The sequence below is a fragment of the Agromyces sp. NPDC056523 genome, assembly GCF_042794545.1.
GTDB lineage: Bacteria > Actinomycetota > Actinomycetes > Actinomycetales > Microbacteriaceae > Agromyces.
The window spans coordinates 258,566-284,809 of sequence record NZ_JBHTTM010000004.1 but is presented as its reverse complement, the minus strand read 5'-3'; the positions used below and the strand labels follow the sequence as shown (position 1 = coordinate 284,809).

General features: G+C 71.4%; 25 protein-coding genes. 10 read left to right on the top strand and 15 right to left on the bottom strand.

Annotated elements, in window-relative coordinates; genetic code table 11:
- Window positions 1-94 precede the first annotated feature (94 nt).
- Complete coding sequence (locus tag ACFQ58_RS14735) at window positions 95-1,795, top strand: alkaline phosphatase D family protein (protein WP_376951906.1); 1,701 nt, start codon at window positions 95-97, stop codon at window positions 1,793-1,795.
- Window positions 1,796-1,826: 31 nt separating this feature from the next.
- Here ACFQ58_RS14735 and ACFQ58_RS14730 read toward each other — a convergent pair whose 3' ends face one another.
- Window positions 1,827-2,201, bottom strand: coding sequence for a cupin domain-containing protein (locus tag ACFQ58_RS14730; RefSeq protein ID WP_376951905.1), 375 nt, complete (start codon window positions 2,199-2,201; stop codon window positions 1,827-1,829).
- Entirely contained in the window at window positions 2,198-3,646 is a 1,449-nt protein-coding gene (locus ACFQ58_RS14725; RefSeq protein ID WP_376951904.1) for an NAD(P)/FAD-dependent oxidoreductase, read from the bottom strand. The genes ACFQ58_RS14730 and ACFQ58_RS14725 overlap by 4 nt, the downstream gene beginning before the upstream one ends.
- A 158-nt stretch (window positions 3,647-3,804) precedes the next feature.
- On the opposite strand from ACFQ58_RS14725, the gene ACFQ58_RS14720 reads away from it, so the two are divergent.
- Window positions 3,805-4,602 carry a glycoside hydrolase family 16 protein gene (locus tag ACFQ58_RS14720; RefSeq protein ID WP_376951903.1) on the top strand — a complete coding sequence of 266 codons (798 nt, stop codon included), beginning with the start codon at window positions 3,805-3,807 and terminating at the stop codon, window positions 4,600-4,602.
- Window positions 4,603-4,643: 41 nt separating this feature from the next.
- On the opposite strand, the gene ACFQ58_RS14715 is transcribed toward ACFQ58_RS14720, so the two are convergent.
- Complete coding sequence (locus ACFQ58_RS14715; RefSeq protein ID WP_376951902.1) at window positions 4,644-5,720, bottom strand: serine hydrolase domain-containing protein; 1,077 nt, start codon at window positions 5,718-5,720, stop codon at window positions 4,644-4,646.
- A gap of 115 nt (window positions 5,721-5,835) precedes the next feature.
- Between ACFQ58_RS14715 and ACFQ58_RS14710 the strand changes: the two genes are divergently transcribed.
- Window positions 5,836-6,384 carry a hypothetical protein gene (locus ACFQ58_RS14710; RefSeq protein WP_376951901.1) on the top strand — a complete coding sequence of 183 codons (549 nt, stop codon included), beginning with the start codon at window positions 5,836-5,838 and terminating at the stop codon, window positions 6,382-6,384.
- Window positions 6,385-6,423: 39 nt separating this feature from the next.
- Here the strand turns inward: ACFQ58_RS14710 and ACFQ58_RS14705 are convergent, their stop codons facing one another.
- Window positions 6,424-7,938 (bottom strand): helix-turn-helix domain-containing protein, encoded by a 1,515-nt coding sequence (locus ACFQ58_RS14705; protein ID WP_376951900.1) that lies wholly within the window; start codon window positions 7,936-7,938, stop codon window positions 6,424-6,426.
- 261 nt (window positions 7,939-8,199) lie between these two features.
- On the opposite strand from ACFQ58_RS14705, the gene ACFQ58_RS14700 reads away from it, so the two are divergent.
- Window positions 8,200-8,715, top strand: a complete 516-nt coding sequence (locus ACFQ58_RS14700) for a hypothetical protein (RefSeq protein WP_376951899.1) — start codon at window positions 8,200-8,202, stop codon at window positions 8,713-8,715.
- Between the two features lie 91 nt (window positions 8,716-8,806).
- Here the strand turns inward: ACFQ58_RS14700 and ACFQ58_RS14695 are convergent, their stop codons facing one another.
- Window positions 8,807-8,965, bottom strand: a complete 159-nt coding sequence (locus ACFQ58_RS14695) for an LLM class flavin-dependent oxidoreductase (protein WP_376951898.1) — start codon at window positions 8,963-8,965, stop codon at window positions 8,807-8,809.
- Between the two features lie 286 nt (window positions 8,966-9,251).
- Here ACFQ58_RS14695 and ACFQ58_RS14690 point away from each other — a divergent pair, with 286 nt between their 5' ends.
- The 3 genes from ACFQ58_RS14690 to ACFQ58_RS14680 are packed head-to-tail and all read left to right on the top strand — an operon-like array spanning window position 9,252 to window position 11,115.
- Entirely contained in the window at window positions 9,252-10,016 is a 765-nt protein-coding gene (locus tag ACFQ58_RS14690; protein ID WP_376951897.1) for a hypothetical protein, read from the top strand.
- A complete protein-coding gene (locus tag ACFQ58_RS14685; RefSeq protein ID WP_376951896.1) occupies window positions 10,016-10,525 on the top strand; it encodes a phage holin family protein in 510 nt (169 codons plus the stop codon). The genes ACFQ58_RS14690 and ACFQ58_RS14685 overlap by 1 nt, the downstream gene beginning before the upstream one ends.
- Window positions 10,522-11,115: a DUF3618 domain-containing protein gene (locus ACFQ58_RS14680; RefSeq protein ID WP_376951895.1), complete on the top strand. Its 594-nt coding sequence runs from the start codon at window positions 10,522-10,524 to the stop codon at window positions 11,113-11,115. Before ACFQ58_RS14685 ends, ACFQ58_RS14680 begins: the two co-directional genes overlap by 4 nt.
- 66 nt (window positions 11,116-11,181) lie before the next feature.
- Here ACFQ58_RS14680 and ACFQ58_RS14675 read toward each other — a convergent pair whose 3' ends face one another.
- The 8 genes from ACFQ58_RS14675 to ACFQ58_RS14640 form a co-directional block, all read right to left on the bottom strand.
- Window positions 11,182-12,840, bottom strand: a complete 1,659-nt coding sequence (locus ACFQ58_RS14675; protein ID WP_376951894.1) for an amidohydrolase — start codon at window positions 12,838-12,840, stop codon at window positions 11,182-11,184.
- A 17-nt stretch (window positions 12,841-12,857) separates the two neighbouring features.
- Window positions 12,858-13,700, bottom strand: a complete 843-nt coding sequence (locus tag ACFQ58_RS14670) for an ABC transporter permease (protein ID WP_376951893.1) — start codon at window positions 13,698-13,700, stop codon at window positions 12,858-12,860.
- Entirely contained in the window at window positions 13,697-14,644 is a 948-nt protein-coding gene (locus ACFQ58_RS14665) for an ABC transporter permease (protein ID WP_376951892.1), read from the bottom strand. The genes ACFQ58_RS14670 and ACFQ58_RS14665 overlap by 4 nt, the downstream gene beginning before the upstream one ends.
- Before the next feature lie 14 nt (window positions 14,645-14,658).
- Window positions 14,659-15,843 (bottom strand): spermidine/putrescine ABC transporter substrate-binding protein, encoded by a 1,185-nt coding sequence (locus ACFQ58_RS14660; protein WP_376951891.1) that lies wholly within the window; start codon window positions 15,841-15,843, stop codon window positions 14,659-14,661.
- Between the two features lie 43 nt (window positions 15,844-15,886).
- Window positions 15,887-17,089 (bottom strand): ABC transporter ATP-binding protein, encoded by a 1,203-nt coding sequence (locus ACFQ58_RS14655; protein ID WP_376951890.1) that lies wholly within the window; start codon window positions 17,087-17,089, stop codon window positions 15,887-15,889.
- Between the two features lie 203 nt (window positions 17,090-17,292).
- Window positions 17,293-18,726, bottom strand: coding sequence for a permease prefix domain 1-containing protein (locus tag ACFQ58_RS14650; protein WP_376951889.1), 1,434 nt, complete (start codon window positions 18,724-18,726; stop codon window positions 17,293-17,295).
- 4 nt (window positions 18,727-18,730) lie between these two features.
- On the bottom strand, window positions 18,731-19,102 hold the full coding sequence (locus tag ACFQ58_RS14645; RefSeq protein WP_376951888.1) for a PadR family transcriptional regulator: 372 nt from the start codon (window positions 19,100-19,102) through the stop codon (window positions 18,731-18,733).
- A gap of 102 nt (window positions 19,103-19,204) precedes the next feature.
- A complete protein-coding gene (locus ACFQ58_RS14640; RefSeq protein ID WP_376951887.1) occupies window positions 19,205-19,564 on the bottom strand; it encodes a hypothetical protein in 360 nt (119 codons plus the stop codon).
- 199 nt (window positions 19,565-19,763) lie between these two features.
- On the opposite strand from ACFQ58_RS14640, the gene aceA reads away from it, so the two are divergent.
- Both aceA and aceB read left to right on the top strand, forming a co-directional pair.
- Window positions 19,764-21,089, top strand: a complete 1,326-nt coding sequence (gene aceA / locus ACFQ58_RS14635; RefSeq protein ID WP_376951886.1) for an isocitrate lyase — start codon at window positions 19,764-19,766, stop codon at window positions 21,087-21,089.
- A gap of 126 nt (window positions 21,090-21,215) precedes the next feature.
- A complete protein-coding gene (gene aceB / locus ACFQ58_RS14630; protein WP_376951885.1) occupies window positions 21,216-22,919 on the top strand; it encodes a malate synthase A in 1,704 nt (567 codons plus the stop codon).
- Window positions 22,920-22,988: 69 nt separating this feature from the next.
- Here aceB and ACFQ58_RS14625 read toward each other — a convergent pair whose 3' ends face one another.
- Complete coding sequence (locus ACFQ58_RS14625) at window positions 22,989-24,338, bottom strand: ATP-binding protein (protein ID WP_376951884.1); 1,350 nt, start codon at window positions 24,336-24,338, stop codon at window positions 22,989-22,991.
- 133 nt (window positions 24,339-24,471) lie between these two features.
- Here ACFQ58_RS14625 and ACFQ58_RS14620 point away from each other — a divergent pair, with 133 nt between their 5' ends.
- Window positions 24,472-25,056 (top strand): GNAT family N-acetyltransferase, encoded by a 585-nt coding sequence (locus tag ACFQ58_RS14620; protein ID WP_376951883.1) that lies wholly within the window; start codon window positions 24,472-24,474, stop codon window positions 25,054-25,056.
- A 111-nt stretch (window positions 25,057-25,167) separates the two neighbouring features.
- Here ACFQ58_RS14620 and ACFQ58_RS14615 read toward each other — a convergent pair whose 3' ends face one another.
- A complete protein-coding gene (locus tag ACFQ58_RS14615; RefSeq protein WP_376951882.1) occupies window positions 25,168-26,121 on the bottom strand; it encodes a sugar phosphate isomerase/epimerase family protein in 954 nt (317 codons plus the stop codon).
- Between the last annotated feature and the right edge of the window lie 123 nt (window positions 26,122-26,244).

Below are 26,244 nucleotides of genomic sequence, written 5' to 3'. Positions count from 1 at the left end.
ATCCTCCTCCCGGGCGAGCGAACTCCTCCCGCGAAGATGCGTCGCGCCCCGCAACCCGTGGCACGTCGCGCGCCGACGCGGTAGAAACATGTGCATGGCCGAATCGCCGCTCGTGCTCGGCCCGATGCTGCGGCACGTCGACGAGACCTCCGCGAGCATCTGGGTCGAGACGCGCGCGGCCAGCACCGTACGCGTGCGCGCTGGCGGCCGCGAGTGGCACGCGCGCACCTTCCGCGTGCACGACCACCACTATGCGCTCGTCGAGGTCGACGGCCTCGAGCCCGACACGGTGCTGCCGTACGAGGTCCAGGTCGACGGCGTCACCGCGTGGCCCGACCCGGACCCCGAGTCCGACGAGGACATCGCGTTCCCGGGTTCGGTGATCGCCACGCGAGCGCCCGGCCGGCGGCTGCGCCTGGCCTACGGGTCGTGTCGCACGAGCGTGCCGCACGACTCGCACGGTAATCGCACGCACGGCGTCGACGCGATGCGTGCCTTCGCGCTCGCGATGGCCGCGGGCGACGAGGAACCGCCCGACCTCCTGCTCTTCCTCGGCGACCAGGTCTACGCCGACCTGACCTCGAAGCAGATGCAGGACTTCATCCGCAGCCGCCGCGACATCCACGAGGAGCCGGGCAAGGAGCTCAAGGACTACGAGGAGTACGCGCACCTCTACCGGCTGGCCTGGTCGGATGGCGCGAACCGCTGGCTGCTCTCGACCGTGCCGACCGCGATGATCTTCGACGACCACGACGTGCGCGACGACTGGAACGCCTCGTTCGATTGGAAGCAGGAGATGGAGGCGACATCGTGGTGGCATGGCCGCATCGTCGCCGGCCTCGGCTCGTACTGGGTGTACCAGCACCTCGGCAACCTGTCACCGAGCGAGCGGGCGGAGGACGAGCTCTGGCAGCGGGTCGTCGCGCACGAGCGGAGCGGCGGCCAGGGCGAGCTCGACCTGAGCGACGCGCTCGACGCGTTCGCCGACCGCAGCGACCGAGACCCGACCAGCGTGCGCTGGAGCTACGCGCGCGACCTCGACGACGTGCGGCTCATCGTGGTCGACTCGCGCGCCGCACGCGACCTGACGCCCAGCGCGCGCGGCCTGCTCGACCGCGACGAGCTCGCCTGGTTCGACGAGCAGCTGCGCGGCGGCTTCCGGCAGGTGATCATCGCGACGTCCCTTCCGTTCCTGCTGCCCATGGGGCTGCACCACGTCGAGGCGTGGGACGAGGCGATCTCGCAGGGCGCGTGGGGGCGGCCGGCGGCGCGCATCGGCGAGCGGCTCCGGCAGGCGGTCGACCTCGAGCACTGGGCCGCGTGGGAGAACACGTTCCAGGCGGTGGCGCGGATGGTGTCCGAGCTCGCCGACGGCGCGCGCGGGCCGGCCCCGCAGAACGTGCTGTTCCTCTCGGGCGACGTGCACTACTCGTACCTCGCCGAGGTCGAGCGCGGGCACGGCGGACGGATCCTGCAGGCCGTGTGCTCGCCGGTGCGGAATCCGCTGCCGCGCTTCCTGCGGTGGTTCGCCGTGGTCATGTCGTACGGCGTCGCGACACCGGTCGGCGCCGCCGCCGCACGCTCGGTCAAGGTGCCCGACGCGCCGTTCGAATGGCACACCGTCAAGGGGCCCTGGTTCGACAACAACCTCGCCCTGCTGCGGGACGGGCCCGACGGCCTGCTGCTGACGTGGAACACGGGCGTGGTCGACCACGGCGACGAGCGGCATCCGCGCCTGAAGGAGGTCGCGTCGATCACGGTGCCGGCCGACCGCGACGTCGAGCTGTCGGTCTGACGCGCGGCCCGACCGGATGGCGCGGCCGCGGCTACGGCGCGACGTACAGCTTGCGCAGGGTCTCGTGCACCGTCCACACCGTCCGCATGCCCGCCTCGAGGCGCATGAGCGACCCGGGTCCGAGCTCGATCGCGGGCAGGGCGGGATCGACGAACTCGACGGTCGCCCGGCCCGCGATGACGAGGAACACCTCGTCGGCCTCGGTGTCGCGCATCGCGCCGGGCGTCATCTCCCACACCCCGAGCTCGCGCCCGCCGTCGGCGGCGACGTCGAGCTCGGCGTATGCGGTCGTCGGCGTGCCGGCCACGACCTGGTCGTCGGGCACGGGTTCGTGCGCGAGCGGCCGCGTCGCGGCATCCGTCACCGCACCCGCAGCGAGCTGCACGGGGTGCGTCTCGCCGGTCACGAGTCGAACCCCAGGCCGACCGCGTCGAGCGTGCGCAGCAGCAGGTTGCGCCGGCCCTGCCGGTGGTCGGCGCGGTCGAGCGACCATCGCGTGAGGTTGATGCCGACGGATGCCGCGGGCTCGGGCGGGAACGGCATCGGGCGTGACCGCACCATCTCGAGCGCGGTGCGCTCGGTCTCACGGCCGGCGAGCAGGTCGAGCATGGTCTCGGCCATGAAGCGGGTCGACGCGACGCCGAGGCCGGTGAAGCCCGACGCGTACGCGACGCGGCCGTCGCGGGCGAGCCCGGTGAACGCCGTGAACTGCGTCGAGGTGTCGATCGCCCCGGCCCACCGGTGCGTGAAGCGCAGGCCCTCGAGCTGCGGGTAGGTCGTGAAGAAGTGGCTCGCGAGCCTCGCGAAGCTCTCGGGGCGATCCTCGTAGCGCGTTCGCATCCGGCCGCCCGCGTGGTAGATCGCGTCGTACCCGCCGTAGAGGATTCGGCCGTCGCGCGTCAGCCGTGAGTAGTGGAACTGGTTCGCCATGTCGCCGACGCCCTGCCGGTGCGCCCAGCCGATCGATGCCTGCTGCTCGGCAGAGAGCGGCTCGGTCATGAGCACGTAGTCGTAGACGGGCACGGTCATGAACCGGTTGCGCTTGAGCAGCGACGGGAAGACGTTGGTCGCGAGCACCGCGCGGGTCGCGTCGACGCGGCCGTGCTCGGTGGTGAGTCGCACGACGCCGGTCGAACCCGGGGTGTCGAGGCGCGTCACGGGGGAGTGCTCGCAGATCTCGACGCCCGCCTCCTCGGCGACGCGGGCGAGTTCGGCGGCGAGCTTCGCCGGGTGCAGGATGGCGCTCGTGCGCGTGTTCCACACGGCGCCGAGGAACACGGGCGAGTCCAGCTCGGCGCGCACCTGGTGCTCGTCGAGCAGTCGCACGCTGTCGTCGCCGCGCGAGGCCGCATCGGCCGCCGCTTCGTGCAACCACTCGACCTGGTGCGGCTCGACCGCGATGTCGAGCGAGCCGTTGCGTTCGAACTCGACGTCCATGCCGAACTCGGCCTCGCTCGCCTCGATCGCGTCGAGGTTGGCCAGGCCGAGCCGGTCGAGCTCGTCCATCTCCGCGGGCCAGCGCGAGAGGCCGTTGTCGCGACCGTGCGTGAGGCTCGCCTCGCAGAAGCCGCCGTTGCGGCCGGAGGCCGCCCAGCCGACCTGCTTGGCCTCGAGCAGCACCACGCGGCGGTCGGGGTCGGCGCGCTTGGCGAGCACGGCGGTCCACAGGCCGGTGTAGCCGCCGCCGACGATCGCGAGGTCGGCGACGCGCGTGCCCTCGAGGCGGGGCCGGGGCTGCTTCGCCTCGTCGGGCACGTCCTCGAGCCAGAACACGGACTGCCGGGTGTCGGCCACGCTGCGCTCGATGACGGATGCCGCGGGGCGGCGGCGTTCGTAGACGGTCGTTCCCACGGGGGATCACTCCAAGTCGGTCGTTGCCCCCATCCTCGCATCTATTGCACGCGTGGACAATAGCGCGGTGTCCCGGCTCGGCGGTCTCGCCGGACGATCCGTCCGTCGCCACGGTCGGCCATGCGCCGGATGTCGGGAGGTGAGGGCAGGATCGCGGCATGCCGCCCGCCCCGCCCGTGCCCCCGCCCCCGCCCGACCTGCTCGAGTTCGATGCCGACTTCTCGGGTCCCGAGCTCGACCTCGACCAGTGGCTGCCGTACTACCTGCCGCAATGGTCCAGCCGCGAGCGCACGCGCGCCCGCTACGACGTCGGCGACGGGGTGCTGCGGCTGCGCGTCGATGCCGGCCAGCCCGCCTGGTCGCCCGCGTACGACGGTGCGACCCAGGTGTCGAACCTGCAGACGGCCGTCCGGTCTGGTCCGGTGGGGTCGGATGTCGGGCAGCACCCGTTCCGCGACGGGCTCGTCGTGCACGAAGCGCAGGGCGACCGGCGCTGCTACACGCCGCACTTCGGCCGCGTCGAGGCGGCCGTCGCGATCGACGGCATCGACGAGCACGCGATGGCCGCGCTGTGGATGATCGGGCTCGAGGAGGAGCCGACGCAGTCGGCGGAGATCTGCGTGTTCGAGGTATTCGGTCGCGACATCCGCCCCGACGGCAGTGCGCTCGTCGGCATGGGCGTGCATCCGTTCGGCGACCCGTCGATCACCGACGAGTTCGAGCGCCTGCCGTTCGCGGGCGACGTGCGCGAGCCGCACCGGTACGCCGTCGACTGGCGACCCGACGAGGTCGTGTTCTCGATCGACGGGGTCGTCGTCAAGCGCGTCGCGCAGTCGCCGCAGTACCCGATGCAGCTGATGCTCGACGTGTTCGCGTTCCCGCCGGCGCCGCCGGCCGCCGCGGCGTATCCCGAGTCGTTCGCGGTGCACGCGGTGCGCGGGTACCGGCTCGGGTGACGGTCATGCCGGCGGCGCCCGCCGGCGCCCGCGCCGGTCGCTCAGCCGGCCGCGCGGGCGAGCAGTCGCTCGACCTCGATGAGCGTGCGGACGCTGCGGACCATCTCCTTCGTGGACGCGAAGTTCAGCACGATCTCTGCCTCGTGCACGGGATCGTGGAAGACGTGCGTCGCGAGCACGCCGAGGTGCCCGACCGGGCGCGGCATCCCACGGAGGAACGGCGAGAAGCCCTCGAACCGCAGCTGCATCATGCCCGCGCCGTAGCGGATGCCGGGACGGAACCGATGGCGCGGTTCGGCCAGGTAGGCCATGCTCTCGGGCGTCAGGAGGCGGCCGCCGTGGAGTGCCGAGCTGAACGCGAGCAGGTCCTCGGGTGTGCTCGCGATCCCGCCGCCCGCCCAGTCGCAGCTCAGGCTGCGGGCGCGGCTGAGCTCATGCCTGCCGATCCACAGCGGGGCGATGCCGGTGTCGGCGGGCCGATTCTCCGGGGTCGAGTGGAAGCAGAGCCAGCTGTCGCGAAGATCGAGCGGCGCGAAGATCCGCTCGCGGAGGAGGTCGTGGAATGCCTGGCCCGTCGCCTCCTCGAGGATGCGGCCGAGCAGCACGTATCCCGTGTCGGAGTACGCGAAGCGCTCGCCGGGGCGGCCCACCGGTCGTTGCCGGTCGCGGCTGAAGGAGAGCAGGTCGGCCGGCGTCCAGAGGGTGTCGGGCTCGTCGACGACGAGGTCCACCAATGTGTGCCCGGCGGTGACGGGGCCCTCGAAGTAGTCGGCGACGCCGGCCGTGTGGGTGAGCAGCTGCGCGAGCGTCGCGGTGCCCGCGACATCGGGCTCATCAGTCGTGTCGAACAACCGCTCGAGCTCGGCGCTGGGCAGGAGCCCGCTGACCCGCCCATCGAGCGCGAGCACGCCGGATTCGACGAGCTGCATGACGAGCGTGGCGGTGAAGAGCTTGCCCACGCTCGCGACATGGAACGGTCGAGCCTCGCCCGAGCGGTACTCGATGCCGAGCCGCGGGGCGCTCACCGCGACCTGCGGCGCTCCGAGGGCACCCCGGCGAGCCGTCGTCCGGGCGAGATGCCGATCCAGTCGCGTGGCGAACTCGTTCGCGGCGGTCATCTGCGAGAATCCTTTCATCCCGTCTCGTGATATCACGAAACGGGATATCACGAGTAGGAATATACTGATCCGGGCCGATCCCGGCAAGAGCCGACCCGCGAGAAAGGGAGTGCCTGTGGGCAACGTGATCCTCGGCCTGCTCCTGCTGCTCGGGCCGCAGACGCTGTACTCGTTGAACAAGCAGTTCGAGCAGGGGCCATCGCTGTTCTACCGCGCGAGCTTCGGCAGCCTCCAGAGCGCACTGCGCGGGCTGCTCGCCGCCGAGCACGTCACCGTCCGCGAGGCGATCGAGGGCGGGCGCAACAAGAAGATCTACGCGATCACGGATGGCGGGACGTCCGCCTTCCACGCCTGGATCCGATCGCCCCTGGCCGGCGGCGACCTCGAGGTCGCCGCGCTCTCGCGGCTGTTCCTGCTCGGGCTCGTCGAGGACGCCGACGAGCGCCGCGAGATCATCGACGGCATCGCGGCCGAGCTGGAGGGCGAGCTCGCCGGTCTCGAGGGATACGCGGTGGCGCTCGACGCCCAGGCGGCGTCGATCCCGGCCGAGTACCGCGAGGTGTTCCGCTTCCAGCGCGCCACGCTCGACTACGGCGTGATGGCGCACCGCGCCGCGCTCACGTGGTTCCGCGAGCTCGCGGCATCCGAACCGGTCGTCGAGTAGCCGCACCCTCGAGGCGCGTGCGCCTCGAGCCCGCGTCGGTCATCCTCGAGGCGCGTGCGCCTCGAGGAACTGGTACACCTCGGTCTGGTCGACGCCCGGGAACGTGCCGGTCGGCAGCGCCGCGAGGAGGGATGTGGGCGTGCGCGCGGCCGGCCACGAGGCATCCGCCCACGTCTCGGAGAGCGCCGACGGCGCGCGGCGGCAGCACGACTCGTCAGGGCAGCGCGACACCGCACGATGCGGAGTCTCCCGACCGCGGAACCACTTGACGTGCTCGAACGGCACGCCGACCGACACCGAGTACTCGCCCTCCTTGGCCTTCTCGATCCGCGAGGTGCACCAGAACGTGCCCGTGGGCGTGTCGGTGTACTGGTACCACGGGCTGAAGCGGTCCTCGATGTCGAACACCGTCCGCGCGGTCCAGTTGCGGCAGACCGTGGTGCCCTCGACCGCGCCGAGCGCGTCGGACGGGAAGCGCACCGCGTCGTTCTCGTACGCCTTGATGATGGTGCCCGACTCGTGCACCTTCATGAAGTGCACCGGGATGTCGAGGCGCGCCGTGGCGAGGTTCGTGAACCGGTGCGCGGCCGTCTCGTACGAGACCGCGAAGTGGTCGCGCAGTTCCTCCATCGAGATGCGGCGCAGGTTCTTCGCCTCGGTGAGGTAGCGCACTGCGGCCTGCTCGGGCAGCAGGATGGCGGCCGTGAGGTAGTTCGTCTCGATCCGCTGGCGCAGGAAGTCGCCGTAGCTCGCAGGCTCCTCATGTCCGAGCAGGTGCGAGGCGAGCGCCTGCAGGATCGGCGAACGCGAGTCGCGCGATGGGGACTGCTGCGTGGGCAGGTAGATGCGCCCGTTGCGCTTGTCGGTCACGGACCGCGTCGAATGCGGCAGGTCGCCGACGTAGTGCAGCGAGTACCCGAGGTGGCTGGCCATGTCGGCGACGAGCTGGTGCGAGACCGGGCCGCCCGAGTGGCCGACGGCCTCGAGCAACTCGGCGGCCTTCGCCTCGAGCTCGGGGTAGAAGTTGTCGCGGGCGCGCATCTCGGCGCGCAGCTGGGCGTTGGCACGACGCGCCTCCTCGGGCGTCGCCGCGCGCTCGCGGTGCAGGCGGTCGATCTCGTGGTGCAGGGCGAGGATCGTCTGCAGGGTCTGGTCGGACATCGTCTTGGCCACGCGGAACGGCTCGAGGCCGAGGGCGGCGAAGACCGGTCCCCGCTGCGCGCGCTCGACGGCGATCTCGAGCGCCGCACGCTCCGAGGGCGGGTCGGGGCGCAGCAGTTCGTCCGCGGTGGTACCGAGGGCGAGGGCGATCGTGCGCAGCATCGACAGCCGAGGTTCGCGCTTGCCGTTCTCGATCGCCGAGACCTGGCTGGGCGCGCGGTCGATCGCGGTCGCGAGTTCGCCGAGCGTGAGTCCGGCGGCCAGGCGGCGGTCGCGGATGCGCCGGCCCAGCGTCAGCGCGTCGACCTCGTCGGTCGCGGGCTCTGTCGCGACGACGGCACCGCCGTACGCGCCGGCACGGACGGTGGAACGGATGCGATCGGCGGTGACCATGCCTCATGCTCACATGAGCGGTCGAATGCCGCAAACGGAAGAATGACGGAAGTTCTGCGTTTGGGAGCCGACCGAACCGATTCAGACCTTCGTGGCTCGCATCGCCGAGCGAAGAATCCCCGGAATGCCGCGACGCTCGGGCGCTAGGGAAGCGCTCGGTACCCGATCCGAGGGCCGCGTGCAAGGAGTTCCGGCGGCGTGGAGGGTCTGCGAGCATGGCGGCGCCCGCGGACGCGGGACTGTCGAACGGAGGACCCGAACGTGACGACCCTACGACGCACCATCCGACCTGCCGCCGGGGTGGCCGCCTCGCTGCTCGCCGCGGCGCTGCTCGCCGGCTGCACCGGCACCCTCGCTCCGGCGCCCGGGTCGACCGACGCGACGGCATCGGCCACCTCGCCGGCCGAGACCGACGATGCAGGCACGGGCGATGGAGAGCAGAGCGTGGCCGAGGCGTGCGACGCGATCCTCGCCGGCCTGCAGGAGCTCGGGAGGGTCGACGCCACCACGCTGCAGGACGACCTCGTGAACGACCCCGAGGCCGCCGAGGCCACCCTCGAGGAGGCGCAGGCCGCCATCGTCGATGCCACCGACGAGGTCGACAACGCCGAGATCCGCCCGTACGCCGACCGCGCCGCCGACGCGACGCGCGGGTTCTTCGACGCGGCCCGCGAGGCCGCAGAAGACCCGGCGAGTGCCGACCGCGAAGCGGTGCAGGATGAGCTCAGCGAGTTCGCGGCGGCGCTCGCCGAACTGCAGACGGCCTGCGCCGGCTGAGCGTACCCGTCCTGCGCTCACCCAGCCGCGAGCGCAGGACGGAGCTCGTCGGCGAAGAACCCGAGGAAGCCGTCGACGTCGGGACCGAGGTTCATGATCGCGACGCGGTCGTAGCCCGCCTCCTCGGATGGAAGTGGTCGCTGATCTCGACGAAGTCGAAGCCGGCCTCCTCTGCCAGTCGGGCCTGGCGCACGAGCTCGCGGGGTTCGAACGCCTCGGCGGCGAGCTTGTGACCGTGCTGTGCGGGCATGCCCGGCTCCCTCCCGCCCGCGCGCACCCAGCGCGGCAACGGTGGTCGTGGATGGCGACGGTACCCGACCGTTCGGCGGCCGGGGAGCCGGTTGCTTCCGGCGCATCCGGCGTGTAGCGATGCCCCGGAGACCGCATGAGGCGGTTCCGCGCGCGGGTTATACGCCCCGGTTCTCGGGATCGCAAGACCCTTCATGCGTGAGCACCGCCGACCTAGCGTGGCCGATGCAGATCCACCGTCGAGACCGGGAGCACACGCCCCGGTCTCGGAGAGGAAAGGGGCGAACATGGTGAACACCGCAGGGACCGGGACTCCGGATCTCAAGCAGGAAGCAGGTGCGGCCGGCCACCGGGTCGCCGACACCGCCAAGCAGGAGGCCCGCAACGTCGGGTCCGAGGCGAAGTACCAGGCCCGCAGGCTCGCGGACCGAGTCGGCAGCGAGGTCCGCTCGCAGGCGTCGACGCAGCAGCAGCGGGCCGCGGGTGGACTCCGGAACGTGGGGTCGCAGTTCTCGGAGATGGCCGCGACGGGCCAGTCCGGACTCGCGAGGGACGTCGTCGAGAACGTCGGCTCCCGCGCCGACTCGGTCGCGTCGTGGCTGGAGCAGCGCGAACCGCAGGACCTCCTCGAAGAGGTCAAGCGCTTCGCACGCCGGCGTCCGGGGGTCTTCCTCGCGATCGCGGCCGGCGCAGGGGTGGTGATCGGGCGACTGACGCGCTCGCTCGCGACGCCGAGCGACTCGACGACGGGCGGAGCGCGCACGCAGGCGCAGCTCGCCGGCACGGTCGACGCACCGTACACGACCGAGAACCCGGGCACGACCGGCACCTACACCGGCACCGGAGGCACCTACACCGGGACCGACGGGACGTACGGGACCGGCACGGGGACCGGCGATCCGTACGGGACCGGCACCGGCGGCGCGCACGTCGCCGACCCCGACACGACGTGGTCGGCCGAGCCGACCGGCGTGACGGGCACCGAGAACCCGTACACCGAGCCGCTTCCCGGTGAGGGCACCCGCCGGGGCGACGTGACCGGAGCCCCGTGATGAGCGGCGCGCACGTGGGAGGCATCGACCCGCGCTCGACGGGCGCGCATGTCGCCGGGGCGACGTCCGGGGCGGCGTACAACGCGCCGTCGCCGGACCTGCCGACGCCCTCGGAGCAGCAGGCGGCGACGACCTCGCTCGGCGACCTCGTCGCCGAGGTGAGCCGCGACGTCTCGACGCTCATGCGCCAGGAGGTCGAGCTCGCGAAGGCCGAGGCCACGCAGACCGCGAAGCGGGCCGGCAAGGGCGCGGGCATGTACGGCGGCGCGGGCGTCGCCGGATGGTTCACGCTGTTGTTCCTGTCGGTCGCGCTCTGGTGGGGCCTCGGCGCGCTCATCGACAACCTGGGCTGGTCGGCCGTGATCGTCGCGGTCATCTGGGGGATCGTGGCGGCCGTCCTGTACTCCATGGGCAAGAAGGAGTTCGACCGGGTGCAGGGCTTGCCCCGCACCGTCGACAGCCTCAAGCAGATTCCGGACACGTTGAAGAGGAATGAGGAGAACCGATGACTACCGATCCGAACGCCATCCGTTCCGATATCGAGCGGACGCGAGTGGAGCTGGGCCAGGACGTCGACGCCCTCGCCGACAAGGTCAACCCCGGCAAGGCCGTCCACCGGCAGACCGAGCGGGTCAAGGGCGCCTTCATCCGCGCCAAGGACCGCGTGATGGGCAGCGCGCACGACGCGGCCGACTCGACGCAGGGTGCGATGCACTCCGCCGGAGAGGCGGTCGGGCAGGCACCGCAGCGCGTCGCCTCGGCGACGCGCGGCAACCCCATCGCGGCGGGCCTGATCGTCCTCGGTGCGGCGTGGCTCGTCTCGTCGCTCATCCCGGCGTCGCGCCCCGAGCGCGACATCGCCGAGAAGGCGAAGGATGCCGCGGCTCCGCTCGTCGACGAGGTGAAGAACGTGGCCCAGGAGGCTGCGCAGAACCTCAAGCCCGAGGCGCGCGACGCGGTCGACTCCGTGAAGGAGCGCGCCGCGGAGGGCGTCGAGAACGTCAAGTCCGAGGGCAAGGACGCGGCGGCCGACGTGAAGGATGCCGCCCAGCAGGGCAGCGGATCCACGGGCACCGGCACGCAGTACACCACCTACTGACCGCTCAGGCGGAACTGAGCGGCGCCCGCCTTCGAGCCACGGCTCGACGGCGGGCGCCGCTCTGCGTCAGGCGTCGGATGCCGCGTAGACGCGCTCCCCCTCGACGAACGTCTGCAGCACGCGCGTCGCCCCGATCTGGTCGGCGGGGCCGGCGAACGGGTCGCGGTCGAGCACCACGAGGTCGGCGTACTTGCCGACCTCGACCGTGCCGGTGACGTCGTCGAGATGGTTCACCCAGGCGGAGCCCGCGGTGTAGGCGCTGAGCGAGGTGGCCAGGTCGATCGCCTGCTCGGGCAGGAACGCGTCGTACTCGCCCTCTTCGTGGCCCGGTGCGGAGCGGCGGTTCACGGCGACATGGATCGCGGCCATGGGATCGGGCGTCGAGACCGACCAGTCGCTGCCCGCCGCGAGCACGGCGCCCGATCGCAGCAGGTCGCCGAACGGGTACTGCCACGCGCTGCGCGGCTCGCCGAGGAAGGGCAGCGTCAGCTCGACCATCTGGGGCTCGAGCGCGGCCCACAGCGACTGCATGTTCGCGGCGACGCCGAGCTCGCGGAAGCGCGGCACGTCCTCGGGGTGCACGACCTGGATGTGCGCGATGTGGTGCCGGTGCCCGTTGCGGCCGTTCGCGGCGATCGCGTGCTCGACGGCATCCAGGCACTCCCGCACGGCGCGGTCGCCGATGGCGTGGAAGTGCAGCTGGAACCCGAGCCGGTCGAGCTCGACGGCCGCCGGATTCAGGACCGCGGGGTCGACGAACGAGATGCCCGAGTTGTCGGTGAAGTGACCGTGGCCGTCGCAGTACGGCTCGAGCATCGATGCGGTGAAGTTCTCGGCGACGCCGTCCTGCATGACCTTGATGCTCGTCGCCGCGAAGCGGCCCCCGCGGTAGCGTTCACGGCGCTCCACGAGCGACGGGATCTGCTCGAGGCCCGCGGTGCGGTCCCACCACAACGCACCCACGACCCGGGCGGTGAGCGTGCCGGCGGCCGCAGCCGCGAGGTAGGCGGGGCCGGGGTCGCCGGCGTCCCCGTACGGGCCGACGATCGCGTCCTGCCACGCTGTCACGCCGTACGAATGCAGGTACCGCTGGCCGATGAGCAGCGCCTCGGTCAGCGTCTCGAGGCTCGTCTCCGGCAGGTGGCGGTTGACGAGGGTCATCGCGCCCTCGTGCAGCGTGCCGGTCGGGATGCCGTCGGCATCGCGCTCGATCCGCCCGTCGGCGGGGTCGGGCGTGTGCCAGTCGATGCCCGCCAGGCGGAGGGCGGCCGAGTTGACCCAGGCGCCGTGTCCGTCGCGATTGGGCAGGAAGGCGGGACGATCGGGCACGACGCGGTCGAGCGCCGCGGCGGTCGGCGTGCCGCCCGGGAACGCCGACATGGACCATCCGCCGCCGAGCACCCACTCGTCGTCGGGGTGCTGGGCCGAGTACGCCGCGATCCGTTCGAGGTACTCCGCCTCGCTGCCCAGCTCGGCGAGGTCGCACCGGATGAGGTCGAGCCCGCCCCACACCGGGTGCACGTGGGCATCTTGGAATCCGGGCACGAGCAGTCGCCCCGCGAGGTCGACGACCTCGGTCGACGGGCCGACGAGGTCGCGGACGTCGTGGTCGGAACCCACCGCGACGATGCGACCGGCGCGCACGGCGACGGCACCGGCGCGCGATCGCACCGTGTCGGCGGTGAAGACGGGGCCGTTCGTGAAGACGAGATCGGCGTGGCTCATGCGGGGGAGGGTCCTCTCTAATTGCCGGTCATGGTGCGCGCGATCTGCGTCGCCGAGTCGCCCGCGCGGCGCAGCACGAGCGCGACGAGCGCCAGGGCCACGAGCGTGAGCAGGAGCATGATCGTGGAGACCGCGGCGATCTCGGGGCGCAGGCCCGAACGCAGCGCGCTCAGCACGTACACGGGCCACGGGGTCGTGCCAGAGACCTGGACGAACGCGGCGATCACCGTGTTGTCGAGGCTGAGCGTGAACGAGAGCAGGAAGCCGGCGAGCACAGCGGGCATCGCGAGCGGCAGCGTGACGCGGCGGAACGTCGTGAACGGCCGCGCGTACAGGTCGGCCGACGCCTCCTCGAGCTGTGCCTCGAGCCCGACCAGCCGCGCTCGCACGATGTACGAGACGACCGCGATCGAGAAGAGCGAGTGCCCGATCACGAGCCGCACGATGCCGTCGCTGAAGACGCCGAGGCCGAGGTCCTGTCCGAGGAACACGAGCCACGGCAGCAGCGCGACGGCATCGACGATCTCGGGCGTGACCGAGACGAGCAGTAGCAGGCCGATGAACCAGAGCGCCCAGCGGCCCGGATGGCGCGCCATCGCGATGCCCGCGAGCGTACCGAGGAGCGTCGCGAGCACCGCCGCGATGAACCCGGTCTGGATCGACACGAGCACCGCGTCGCGGATCGCGGGCTTGGCGACGAGCATCGTGAACGCGTCGAATCCGAAGGAGTCCCAGGCGACGAGCAGTCGACCGGTGTTGAACGACGAGAAGATGATCACCGCGATGGGCAGGAACAGGAAGGCGAACACCGCCACGCCCCACACGGCGAGCGCGACATCCGACCAGGACCGGTGCTTCACGCGGTCACCTCCTCGGGGGTGCGGGCCGGCATGGCGGCGGCCTCGGTGTCGGCGGCGGGCGCAGTGGGCGGCGGGTCGCCGAGCACGAGCCGGTTCCGCGTCCGGAACGGCAGCGAGACGAGCCACACGATCACGCCGCCGACCGCGACCGTCAGCATGATCACGAGGATCAGCAGCACCGCCATCGCGGAGCCGAGCGCCCAGTTCTGCGCCGTCTGGAACTGGCTCGCGACGAGCTGGCCGACCATGTTGCCGCGCGCGCCGCCCAGGACCGTCGCCGTGATGTAGTCGCCCATGAGCGGGATGAACACGAGCAGCACGCCCGCGATCAGGCCCGGGCGGGCGAGCGGCAGCGTGACCCGCAGGAACGTGCGCACCCGGCCGGCACCGAGATCCTTCGACGCCTCCCGCAGCGGCCCGCCGACGCGGTCGAACGCGACGAACAGCGGCAGGATCATGAGCGGCAGGTAGTTGTAGACGACGCCGATGAGCACCGCGGTCCTCGTGTACAGCACCTCCAGCGGGCCATCCGTCACCCCGACGCCCTGCAGCAGGGTCGACAGCCAGCCCTCGGGCGCGAGGATCACCTGCCAGCCGATCGTGCGGACGAGGAAGTTCGTCCAGAACGGCACCATCACGAGAGCAAGGAGCAGGCCGCGCCGCGAGGCCGGCACCTTCACCGCCATCCAGTACGCCACCGGAAGGCCGATCACGAGGCACAGGAGCGTGCCCGCGATGCCGACCCACAGCGTGTTCGTGAACGTCTGGAAGAAGGTCGGCGACAGCGCCTCGGCGTACCGGTCGAACGACAGCACGTCGGTCGCGTGGGTTCCGAAGATGCCCGGCTTGTAGCCGAAGCTGAAGTACACGACCATCGCCACGGGGGCGACGAAGAAGACGACCAGCCAGGCCCACGCGGGGATCGCGAGGGCGAAGCGCGGCATGCGCAGCCCTCGCACTATGCCCCCGCCGCGGCCTTCGTCTTGTTCCAGATGTCGACGCGCACCTGCTGGGCCTCGTTGACCTCGCCCTCGCGCATGGTCTCGAGCTGCTCGGGGGTGAAGAACACGAGGTCGAGCATCGGCAGGCCCGCGTCGGCCGCCGCCTGCTCGATGTCCTTGCCGCCCGTGTGGTAGCCGATGTAGTCGAGCTCGGCGAGCGAGTTCTCGGGGCTGAGCACGTAGTCGATGAACGCGTGCGCGGCCTCGGGGTGAGGCGCGCCCGTCGCGATCGCCCAGTTGTCCATCCAGATCTCGGTCTCGGGGCCGGGGAAGACCCACTTCCAGCGGTCGGGCTCGCCACCCTCGAGCATGCCGATGCGGGCGTCGCCGTTCCACGCCTGCATGAGCACGTGCGTGCCCTGCGGGATCGCGGCGCCGCCGGGGTACGAGTCGAAGGCGGAGACGTGCGGCGCGAGCGAGTTCACGAGGTAGTCCTCGGCCGCGGCGAGGTCGGCCTCGTCGGTGGTGTTCCAGTCGATGCCGTTCGCCCAGAAGTACATGCCGGTGAGGTCGCCCGGGTCGTCGAGCACGCTCGTCTTGCCGCTCGCCTCGTACTGCGCGGCATCCAGGAAGTCGGCCCAGGTCGACAGCTCGCGCGTGATGACGGTCGTGTCGTACACGTAGCCCGTCGTGCCCCACGCCTTGCAGATGGAGTAGTCGTTCGCGGGGTCCCACGCGCGGCCGAGGTAGGCGTCGTCGACGTGCTGCAGGTTGGGGATGAGGTTCTTGTTGAGCTTCGAGAGCAGCCCGTTCTCGATCATCTGCGGGATGAACACGCCGGTGGGCACGATGATGTCGTAGCCCGAGCTGCCCTTGGCCGCGACGAGCTTGGAGATGAGCTCCTCGTTCGAGCCGAAGGAGTCCATCTGGATGGTGGGGCCGAGTTCGGCGGTGAAGCCCTCGAGCACATCGGGGGCGTCGTAGTCGCCCCAGGTGTAGATCGAGAGGCTGTCCTCGAGCTCGCCGCCGGTCGCCTGCGGGGCGCTCGACGTGCCGCCGCCGGTCGAGCAGGCGGCGAGCAGGCTCGTGGCGCCGGCCGCCGCGGCCGCGGCAAGGAAGCGCCGGCGGCTGAGCTCGGCGGTGATGGCCCTCGCCGCCGTGGTCGAGGCGAGGATGCGGACGGGGGTGCGCGACGGGCTCATTCGGGTCTCCTCAGGGGTGGGGGATGGGTCGGACGGTGCGGGGTCAGTGGGTCGGCGGAGCGACGTAGCCGCCCTCGTCGGCCGCGCCGTCGGCCGGGAAGACGAGGACGCTCTCGGGGCTCCAGCTGCAGCGCACGGCGTCGCCGACCGCGAGGTCGGGCGCCTCGGGGGTGGGTCGCCGGGCGATGAGGCTCTGGTCGTCGCCGAGCCGCACGAGGTACTGCATGGTCTCGCCGAGGTGGGCGACGCCGAGCAGGGTGCCGCGCGCCAGGTTGGCACCGTCGCCCTCGCCGCCCGTCCGGGCGACGGCAGCGGACTCGGCCTCGATGCGCACGTACTCCGGCCGCACCGCGGCCTGCGCGCGTGCGCCGTCGGACGGTGCCGTCGAGCCATCCGACACCGAGCGGATGCCGCGCACCAGCGCGTGCTCGGAGGACACGGCCGCGCCGCCCTCGGACGCGGTCCCGCGGAAGAAGTTCTGCTGGCCGACGAACGCGGCCACGTACGCCGACGCGGGACGCGCGTAGATCGTGTCGGCGTCGGCGAGCTGCTCGATCCGCCCGTCGCGCATGATCGCGATGCGGTCGCTCATCGAGAGCGCCTCGCCCTGGTCGTGCGTGACGAACACGAACGTGATGCCGAGCCGCGACTGCAGCAGCTTCAGCTCGAGCTGCATCTCCTCGCGGAGCTGCCGGTCGAGCGCGCCGAGCGGCTCGTCGAGCAGCAGCACCGCCGGGCGGTTCACGAGCGCGCGCGCAAGTGCCACGCGCTGCTGCTGACCGCCCGAGAGCTGGGTGGACTTGCGGTCGGCGAAGCGGCGCATCTGCACGAGGTCGAGTGCCTGCGACACGCGGTCGCGCAGCTCGGCCTTGGGCGTGCGGCGCTGCTGGAGTCCGTAGGCGACGTTCTCGGCGACCGACATGTGGGGGAACAGCGCGTAGGCCTGGAACACGGTGTTCACGTCGCGCCGGTACGGCGGGGCGCCCAGGACGGACTGTCCGGAGATGCGGATGTCACCGCCATCCGGCTGCTCGAAGCCCGCGATCATGCGCAGCGTCGTGGTCTTGCCGCACCCCGACGGGCCGAGCAGCGAGATGAACTCGCCCGGCTCGATCGAGAGGGTCACGCCGTCGACCGCCGTCGCCTCGCCGTAGCGCTTGATCACGCGGTCCAGCTCCACCGAGCCCGGTGCGCCTCGGCGCCCCTCCGTCGGTGAGGTCGTCATCGCCTCGGTCGCCACTGTCACTCCTGGCACCTCCCGGTTTCCCTGTCCGCCACGTCGCGTCCGGCCATTCAACGGCCTATTGGCCGTGTGTGCAATGTCCATGTGGAGAACCGGACGAACCATCCGATCGGGTGGCGCGTGCGCGCAGAACGTCCGGCCGATTCGTCACGCGAACGTCACACGAGCCGAGGGTGAGCGTCTCCCGCCGGCCGGCCGGGTGTCGGTCAGGCGAAGCCGAAGAGCGGCGGGAAGGCGATCACGACGACCGCGGCCCAGCCGGCGTACACCGGCAGGTACGCGGTCTGCCACTGCTCGAGGCGAACGAACGCGACCCGTCCTCGGAGGAAGCCGAGGTGCAGCCATCCGGCCCAGACGAGGTTCGCGAGGAGGATGAGGTTGAGCCCGAGGGATGCGGCCTTGTTCGCCGTGACCCCGAACTCGCCGATGCGGGCCACCATCGCGACCAGCACGACGAGGTCGACCACGAGGGCGCTCGCGAGCAGGACGAGTTGGAGGCGGTCGAACCATCCGGGCGGCGTGCGCGGGTCGCGCGCCGAGTACGCGTACACGAGCAGCCCGAGCACGACCACGAGCACGAGGTCGAACGCGATGAGCAGGTCGCGGCTCGCGTCCACCAGGTTCCACTGCAGGACGGCGGCCACGACCAGTGCGAGCATCATGAGCGCGAAGATCGGCGTGAACACCTTCGTGAGGACCGGGGCGATGTTCTCGATCGCCCGCTGCTTCGCCTCGACGAGCCACGCGGCGACGAGCACGGCGCCCGCGGCCCCGCACGGGAGCACCCATTCGGCCACGAACGTCATCACGTCGAGTCCGATCGAGTCGAACACCGCGATCGTGAGCATCGAGAGTGCGCCGCCGACGAGGGCGATGAGCAGGTAGTACACGGCCCACTCGCCGCTGAAGCGGACGAAGTCCATGCGGGCGGTGCTGCTCCGCCATGCGCCCGAGGCGTACGCGACGCCGGTGATGAGCCACAGGGCGACGGGCGCGTGGATCGCGGCGAGCAGTTCGGTCATCGATGGCTCGGTCGCGAACGCCTCCGTGCCCGCACCCGGGCCGAACGGGTAGGCGTTCAGGACCACGGCCGCGAGGACGAAGGCGCCGGCAATGACGGCGATTGCCCCGGCGGGCGGGCGGTGCCGCCACGCGAACCACGCGGCGAGGAAGGGCAGCACGAGCACGGCGATGTTCCGGAGCAGGAACGTCGGGTCGGTGGAGAGGAGGTCGGCCGCCTTCACGGCGACGCCCGCGCCGACGCCGAGGCCGAGGGCGACGGCGAGACCGTGGGCGCGGCGAGCGAACGGGAGCCCGGCTCCCGCGCCGTCCGCTCCGGCGGCTGCGGAACCGTGCTCGGCGCCGCCGTCGGCATCGCCGAGCACGAGCTGCGCCCAGAGCCGCTCGGAGTGCACGCGCGCATACTCGCGCGAGAGCTCGTCGACGGCGCCGAGGCGCTTCACGGCGACGAGGAAGGCCTCGTCATCTCGGAGCCCGAGCGCGCGGAGCTCGTCGATGCGGTCGAGCAGGTGGCTCTCGAGCTCGTCGACGTCGGGCGGGTCGAGGACGTCGCGACGCTCGAGCCACTCGCGCCAGGAGGCGACGAGCCCGTCGAGATCGCGTCGTTCGTCGATGCCCATCGCGTCACGCTCCACCGAGGGCGAGGCCGGCGGCGGTGCCGCCCTGCGCCGGCGCCGACCAGAGCCGGTCGAGGACGTCGCCGACGACTGTCCACTGCCGGTGGTGCTCGGCCAGCGCCGCGGCGCCCTGCGCGCTCAGCCGATAGTGCTTGCGCGGGCGACCCGAGGGCGACGTGCGCCATTCCGACTCGACGTGGCCGACGCGCTCGAGCCGGTGCAGCAGCGGGTAGAGCATGCCGTCGCTCCACTCGAGCTTCCCCTCCGAGAGCTCGGCCACCTTCTGCAGGATCGCGTAGCCGTAGGACTCGCCCTCGGCGAGGATGCCGAGCACGACCGGCGTCGCCGCGGCGGCCACGAGGTCCTTCCCGATGCGCATGCGACCCCCTCGTGATACCTCGTACTGCAATGTACCTAGAACCACAAGGTATCACCCCGGCCCGTGCGGGTCGATGACTGGAACAGCCGCACAGCGTCGCGGCTACGAGTCGGGGTTGGTCCGCGCCGGCGACGGCTGATCGGGCGCCGGCCCGTCGAGCGAAGAGTCGGCGGGAGGCGGGTCCACGGGAGTCCGGGCGTCCTCGGCGGCCAGCAGCATCCGCAGCCCGATGCGATGCAGGACCAGCCCGATGACGACGGCGACGAGGATCGCGAGCGGCCACCACGCCACCTCCTGCAGCGCGAGCACGACGCCCGCCACGACGAGGGCGAGGCCGAGCACCGGCCCGAGGACGAAGAACGCGAGCCCGGCCGTCCCGAGCCGCCTGGCGCGGGTGCTCCGGGCGCGGGCGCGAGCCTGATCGCGTCGAGTGCCGGCGCCCACCTCTCCGTCGTGGGTCACGCCCACCATTCTCCTCGTTCGGGGCGAATTCCTCCGCAGCCATCCGTGGAGTTCCGCAGCACGGAAGAACCGGGAAAGTTCACCCCCGGATCGGCCGGTCAGGGTGGTTGCGCGCCCCGCAGCATGGATGCCACGGACCACGGCGAACCCCGGACGGAGGGGACGCACGAGACATCCATCGCACCGAAGGAGCACGACGATGAGCACCGAGAACCGCCCCGGCGACCAGACCCAGACCGCCGCCGAGCTGCAGCTCGAGTGGGACGCCGACCCCCGCTGGGAGGGCGTCAAGCGCGACTACACGGCCGAGGATGTCATCGCCCTGCGCGGCCCGGTGCGGGAGGAGCGCACGCTCGCCCGCCGCGGCGCCGAGAAGCTGTGGCAGGACATCCGGAAGAACACCGGCACCGCGTTCGAGCGCATGGAGGACCCGGAGTGGTCGGCCGCGCTCGGCGCCCTCACCGGCAACCAGGCCGTGCAGCAGGTGCGCGCCGGCCTCAAGGCGATCTACCTGTCGGGCTGGCAGGTCGCCGCCGACGCGAACCTCAGCGGACAGACCTACCCCGACCAGTCGCTCTACCCCGCCAACTCGGTCCCGGCCGTCGTGCGCCGCATCAACAACGCGCTGCTGCGCGCCGGCCAGGTCGAGCAGGGCACCGACGACCGCGACTGGATGGCGCCCATCGTCGCCGACGCCGAGGCCGGGTTCGGCGGACCGCTGAACGCCTACGAGCTCATGCACCAGATGATCGAGGCGGGCGCGGCGGGCGTGCACTGGGAGGACCAACTCGCCTCCGAGAAGAAGTGCGGCCACATGGGCGGCAAGGTGCTCGTCCCGACGTCGCAGCACATCCGCACGATCAACGCGGCGAGGCTGGCGGCGGACGTCGCGGGCGTGCCGTCGATCATCATCGCCCGCACCGACGCGCTCGCAGCGACCCTCATCACGAGCGATCACGACGAGCGCGACCAGCCGTTCGTGACGGGCGAGCGCACCGCCGAGGGCTTCTACAACGTGCAGAACGGCATCGAGCCCGTCATCGCCCGAGGCCTCGCCTACGCCGAGTACGCCGACCTGCTCTGGGTCGAGTCGGCCGAGCCCGACCTCGACCTGGCCCGCCGGTTCGCCGAGGCCGTGCACGCGAAGTTCCCGGGCAAGCGCCTCTCGTACAACTGCTCGCCGTCGTTCAACTGGAAGCGCCACCTCGACGACGACCAGATCGCGACCTTCCAGCGAGAGCTCGCGTCGATGGGCTACGCATTCCAGTTCATCACCCTCGCGGGCTTCCACTCACTGAACCACGGCATGTTCACGCTCGCCAAGGACTACAGCGAGCGCCACATGTCGGCCTACGTCGAGCTCCAGGAGGCGGAATTCGCCTCGGAGACATCCGGGTACACCGCCACGCGCCACCAGCGCGAGGTCGGCACCGGCTACTTCGACCAGATCGCCACGGCGCTGAACCCCACCAGCGCGACCCTCGCCCTCGTCGGATCGACCGAGGAAGAGCAGTTCCAGCACTGACCACCACGACCGCTCCACACCCGAGCGGGAGGACATCGCTCGCTGGGGAGGACCGTTCCAGTCGGAACGACCTCCCGAGCAGCCGGAATCCTCCCGACCGGTCGGGAGCGTGAGGAGGAGAACATCATGAACACGATCACCATCGAGCGCACGGATGTCGCGACATCCGCTCGCCCGCATCAGACGACCACCCACGAACCGCGACCGGCTCGCACGGCACCCGCCTTCGAGACCGTGCAGCCGCACCTCGAGGTCACCGCGCCGTACGGCGAGCGGTACGAGGAGATCCTCACGCCCGAGGCGCTCGAGTTCCTCGCCGCGCTGCACGACCGCTTCGCGCACACCCGCCACGAGCTGCTGGCCGTCCGCCTGCAGACCCGCGTCGACGCCGCGAACGGCCGCGACCCGAAGTTCCTTCCCGAGACCGAGTGGATCCGCAACGACGCCTCGTGGCGCGTCGCCGGCGCCGGACCGGGCCTCGAGGACCGCCGGGTCGAGATCACCGGCCCGACCGACCGGAAGATGGCGATCAACGCGCTGAACTCCGGCGCGAAGGTCTGGCTCGCCGACCACGAGGACGCGACGAGCCCGACCTGGGCGAACGTCGTCGAGGGCCAGCTGAGCCTGTTCGACTTCCTGCGCGGGAACCTCGAGTACACGAGCCCCGAGGGCAAGGAGTACCGCGTCGCCGCGACGGAGACGCCGACGATCGTGTTCCGCCCGCGCGGGTGGCACCTCGTCGAGAAGCACCTGCGGTTCCACGACCGTGCGGGACGCGCGATGCACGCCTCGGGCTCGCTCGTCGACTTCGGCCTCTACTTCTTCCACAACGCGAAGGGCCTCATCGCGGCCGGTCGCGGACCGTACTTCTACCTGCCGAAGCTCGAGTCGCACCGCGAGGCGAAGCTGTGGAACGACATCTTCACCTTCGCGGAGGAGTACGTCGGCATCCCGCACGGCACGGTCCGCGCGACCGTGCTCATCGAGACGATCCAGGCCGCGTTCCAGATGGACGAGATCCTCTACGAGCTGCGCGACCACTGCGCGGGCCTGAACGCCGGCCGCTGGGACTACATCTTCTCGATCGTGAAGACGTTCCGCTCGCGGGGTCGCCGCTGGGTCATGCCCGACCGCAAGTCGATCACGATGACCGTGCCGTTCATGCGGGCGTACACCGAGCTGCTCGTGCAGACCTGCCACAAGCGGGGTGCGCACGCCATCGGCGGCATGAGCGCGTTCATCCCGAACCGCCGCGACCCCGAGGTGACCGAGCGCGCGCTCGCCGCGGTGTCGGCCGACAAGCGCCGCGAGGCGACCGACGGCTTCGACGGCACGTGGGTCGCGCACCCCGACCTCATCGAGACCGCCCGCGCGGAGTTCGACTCCGTGCTCGGCGACCGGCCGAACCAGGTCGAGCGCCTGCGCGACGACGTGCACGTCACGGCGGCCGAGCTGCTCGACATCCCGTCGGGCGCCGGCGAAGTCACCGAAGCCGGCGTCTTCGACAACATCTCGATCACCATCCGGTACGTCGAGTCGTGGCTCCGCGGGACCGGCGCCGCGGCCATCGACAACCTCATGGAGGACGCCGCGACCGCGGAGATCTCACGCTCGCAGGTGTGGCAGTGGCTGCACGACAACACGGTCACCGCCGAGGGCACGCGCATCGACCAGACCTCGATCGTGCGGATCATGGCGCAGGCCGTGGCTGCCCTGCCCCGTTTCGAGGGCGACCGGTTCGACGATGCGATCTCGGTCTTCCGGTCGGTCGCGCTCGAGCCCGAGTTCCCGACCTTCCTGACGGTGGGGGCGTACGCACGGTTCCTCTAGGCATCGCCGGGAAGCGATGAAGGCGAGCGGATGTCGCGGGCTCCACCCCGCGACATCCGCTTCGTCGTCTCAGCGCATGGGCACGCCGACGTCGCTGCCGCCCTCGGGCGTGAGCCGCGACCCCACCTTCACGAGCGTCGGAGCGGGCACGAATCCACCGGCGAACAGCGCCTCGCCCTGGCGGAACCACGGCGACATCGCGAGCAGCCCGGCCGGCGCGACGCCGAAGTACGAGCCGAGCTGGGCCAGGTCGCCGGGTGAGCTCATCTTCATCACGGCGAGGTTGTCGCACTGCGAGATGATCCCAGGATGGATCTTCGAGGGGCGCTGCGTCGACAGCAGCAGCCAGAGGCCGTACTTCCGTCCCTCGGCGGCGATCTGGATGATCCGCTCGCGCACGGCGAGTGCGAGCGGCGTCACCAGGTCGGGCGAGCACAGGTTGTGCGCCTCGTCGATCACGAGCAGCACCGGCCGTCGCTCCGCGCGGCGCGCCCACAGGTCGTCGAGCACCGAGATCGCGACCGCCAGGTGCTGATCGGGCGTCGAGAAGCCGCCGAGGTCGAGCACCGTGGCATCCGGTCGCTCGGCGACGATGTCGTTGACCGGCGTGCGTGGCCCCGCCCAGACCTCCCAGTCGAGCATGCCGAGGTTGTCGATCCGCGTCGCGAGCGCCTGGCGGCCGGGATCGGCCGACGCCCGGAGCTGGCCGAGCAGCGTGTCCTTGTCGAGCGCGGTCGCGATCTCGTCGCTGTGCAGCAGCGTGTTGAACTCGCGCGAGTCGGCGACGGGGTCGAGGCGCAGGATCGCGGCCTTCGCCTCGATCGGCAGCGACCGGAAGTGCACGAGCAGCGGGTCGGGCCCGTTCGGTCGCAGCACCCGGATGTTCCGCTCGGCGAGGGCCGCGGCATCCGGCCCCGTCACGCCCTCGCGAAGCTCGCCGAGCCGGACGAAGTCGGAGTTCGGGTCGAACACGACGACCGGGAGTGCCGTGTGGGCGATGAGCTGCTCGAGCACGACCCCGAGCGCGTACGTCTTGCCCGACCCCGACTGGCCGCACCAGAACGTGTGCCGGTTGAAGCGCGTGCCGATGACGTTCGCCGGCCCGGGTGAGGCGAGCATCGTGCCGATGCCGAGGGTGGCGTGCGACGCGCGATGCAGGGCGTCGACGGATGCCGCGTCCGCCCGCCGTACGTGCGCGTTGCGGAACGGCGCGTCCGAGCGCTGGTCCAGCCCGCCGTGGCCGTCGAGCACGCCGAGCACGCGGCCGACCTCGGCGCCGTCGGATGAGACCGCCTCGACGAGCCCGAGCCACGCGCCCTCGGGCGTCTCGAGCCGGACGAGCGTGCCGGTCGGCGCCCCCTCGCCCTCGCTCGTCGTGAACGACCGACCGTCGACCGAGGCCGCGAGCACCCCTGACATCCGGATCCCCCTTCCGAAGCCCGGGCGCTCGTCGCCCGCTGCCTGACGTCACCCTCTCACGGGGCGTCGGCGCGCGTCGAGCGTTCGCGCCGGGGTTCGCTCAACGGGTTCGCGCCGGGGGTATGTTGCCGTGGTGACCATCCAGATCCGACCCGCGGGCCCGGCGGATGCCGCGGCGCTCGCGGCGCTCGCCGCCGTGACGTTCCCGCTGGCGTGCCCGCCTTCGACCACCGCCCGGGCGATCTCGGAGTTCATCGCTCGGCACCTCACGCGCGACCGGTTCGCGGAGTACCTGACGGACCGCGATCGCACGCTGCTCGTCGCGGTCGCCGACGACGCCGGCGACCAGTCGTGGCGGGGCGAGCTCGACGGCACCGACGGCCTCGTGGGCTGGTCGATGCTCATCCGCACGGCGGACGGCGTGCCCGCCGATGCGGATGCGGCGGCCGCCGTGTCGGGTCGACCTGCCGTCGAGCTGAGCAAGATGTACGCGCACCCTGCCGCGCACGGACGCGGCGTCGCGGGCGAGCTCATGCGGGTGACGCTCGCCGAGGCGTCCCGTGAGGGCGCCCCCGTGGTCTGGCTCGGCGTGAACGAGGAGAACGCGCGCGCCATCCGCTTCTACGAGAAGCACGGCTTCGCCATCGTCGGCTCGAAGCGCTTCAAGATCGGTGATCGCTGGGAGCACGACCACGTGCTCGAGCGCCCGCTGCCCTGACCGATCGGACCGTGCTCCCCGTCGGAGCCGCTTCGGCTCCGCGCTTGTGGAGGGCGCCCTGCCGTCGAAGTGAGCCTCGACGAACATCGGACGCCCTCCTGGTAGGCGTGGTCAGAACCGGAGCGACCGGAGGTAGTCGTACCCCACTTCGGCGGTCTGCAGCGGCGTGACATCGGGGGTGTCGTTCTCGACGATGTACTCCTCGACCGCGTGCGCCGCGAAGATCCGGTCGAACGCGATCGTGCCGGTGCCCAGGTCGGCCATGTCGCCGTCGAGGTGGCGGTCCTTCACGTGGAACTGGCGCACCCGCTGCGGCGCCTCGTGGATCGTGTCGATGGCGAACTGCACCGGGTCGGCCTCGCCGAGGTCCGCGCCGCCGGTGACCGCCCAGTACAGGTCGACCTCGAGGTGGACGAGCGAAGGGTCGAGCCGCTCGGTGAGCACCTGCCACGGCGTGCGCCCGCCGCCGAGGTCGGTCGTGAACTCGTGGGCGTGGTTGTGGTATCCGTACGCGATGCCGTACGAGACCGCGGCCTGCGCCTCGACGTTCATGCGATCGGCGAGCCCCTGCCAGTCGGCCAGGGAGTTCGAGGCGAAGTAGGGCACGTTGAGGTACTTCTGCCCCAGTGTCGCCGCGTTCTCGAGCTTGATCGCGAGTGCCGCGTCGTCGGCCGACACCCCGTCGTGCGACGAACTGGCACGGATGCCGATCGAGTCGTAGAACGCGCGCAGCTCGGCCGCCGACCGACCGAAGTAGCCGAGCGCCTGCTCGACGCGCGGGTAGCCCAGCTCGGCGATCGCGCGCAGCGTCGTGTCGTAGTCGCCGGGGCCCCACGGTGCACCCAGTGCCTCACGAACCGTCCAGAGCTGGATGCTGATCTTGCCGGGGGGCACGCGCTTCCACGGCTTGGTCGCGACGTCGGCGGCCGCCGGCATCGCTCCGCCGCCGAGCGAGAGCGCGGCGGCGGAAGCACCGAGCAGCCCCACCAGCACTCCGCGCCTGCTGATGCCGCGCTGGGGGCGTGATGCCTGCATCGCCTGGTCGCCGTCGAATCCGTAACACATGGTGGGTTCCCTTTCGTGAGAGCTGCGTCGCCCTCGACTCGCCATCGAGCACGTCAGCCAACCTTCGCGAACTTATGTCGTCGTGTCAACAGAATGTGCAAGGCTCGTAACGTAAGCCGCGCA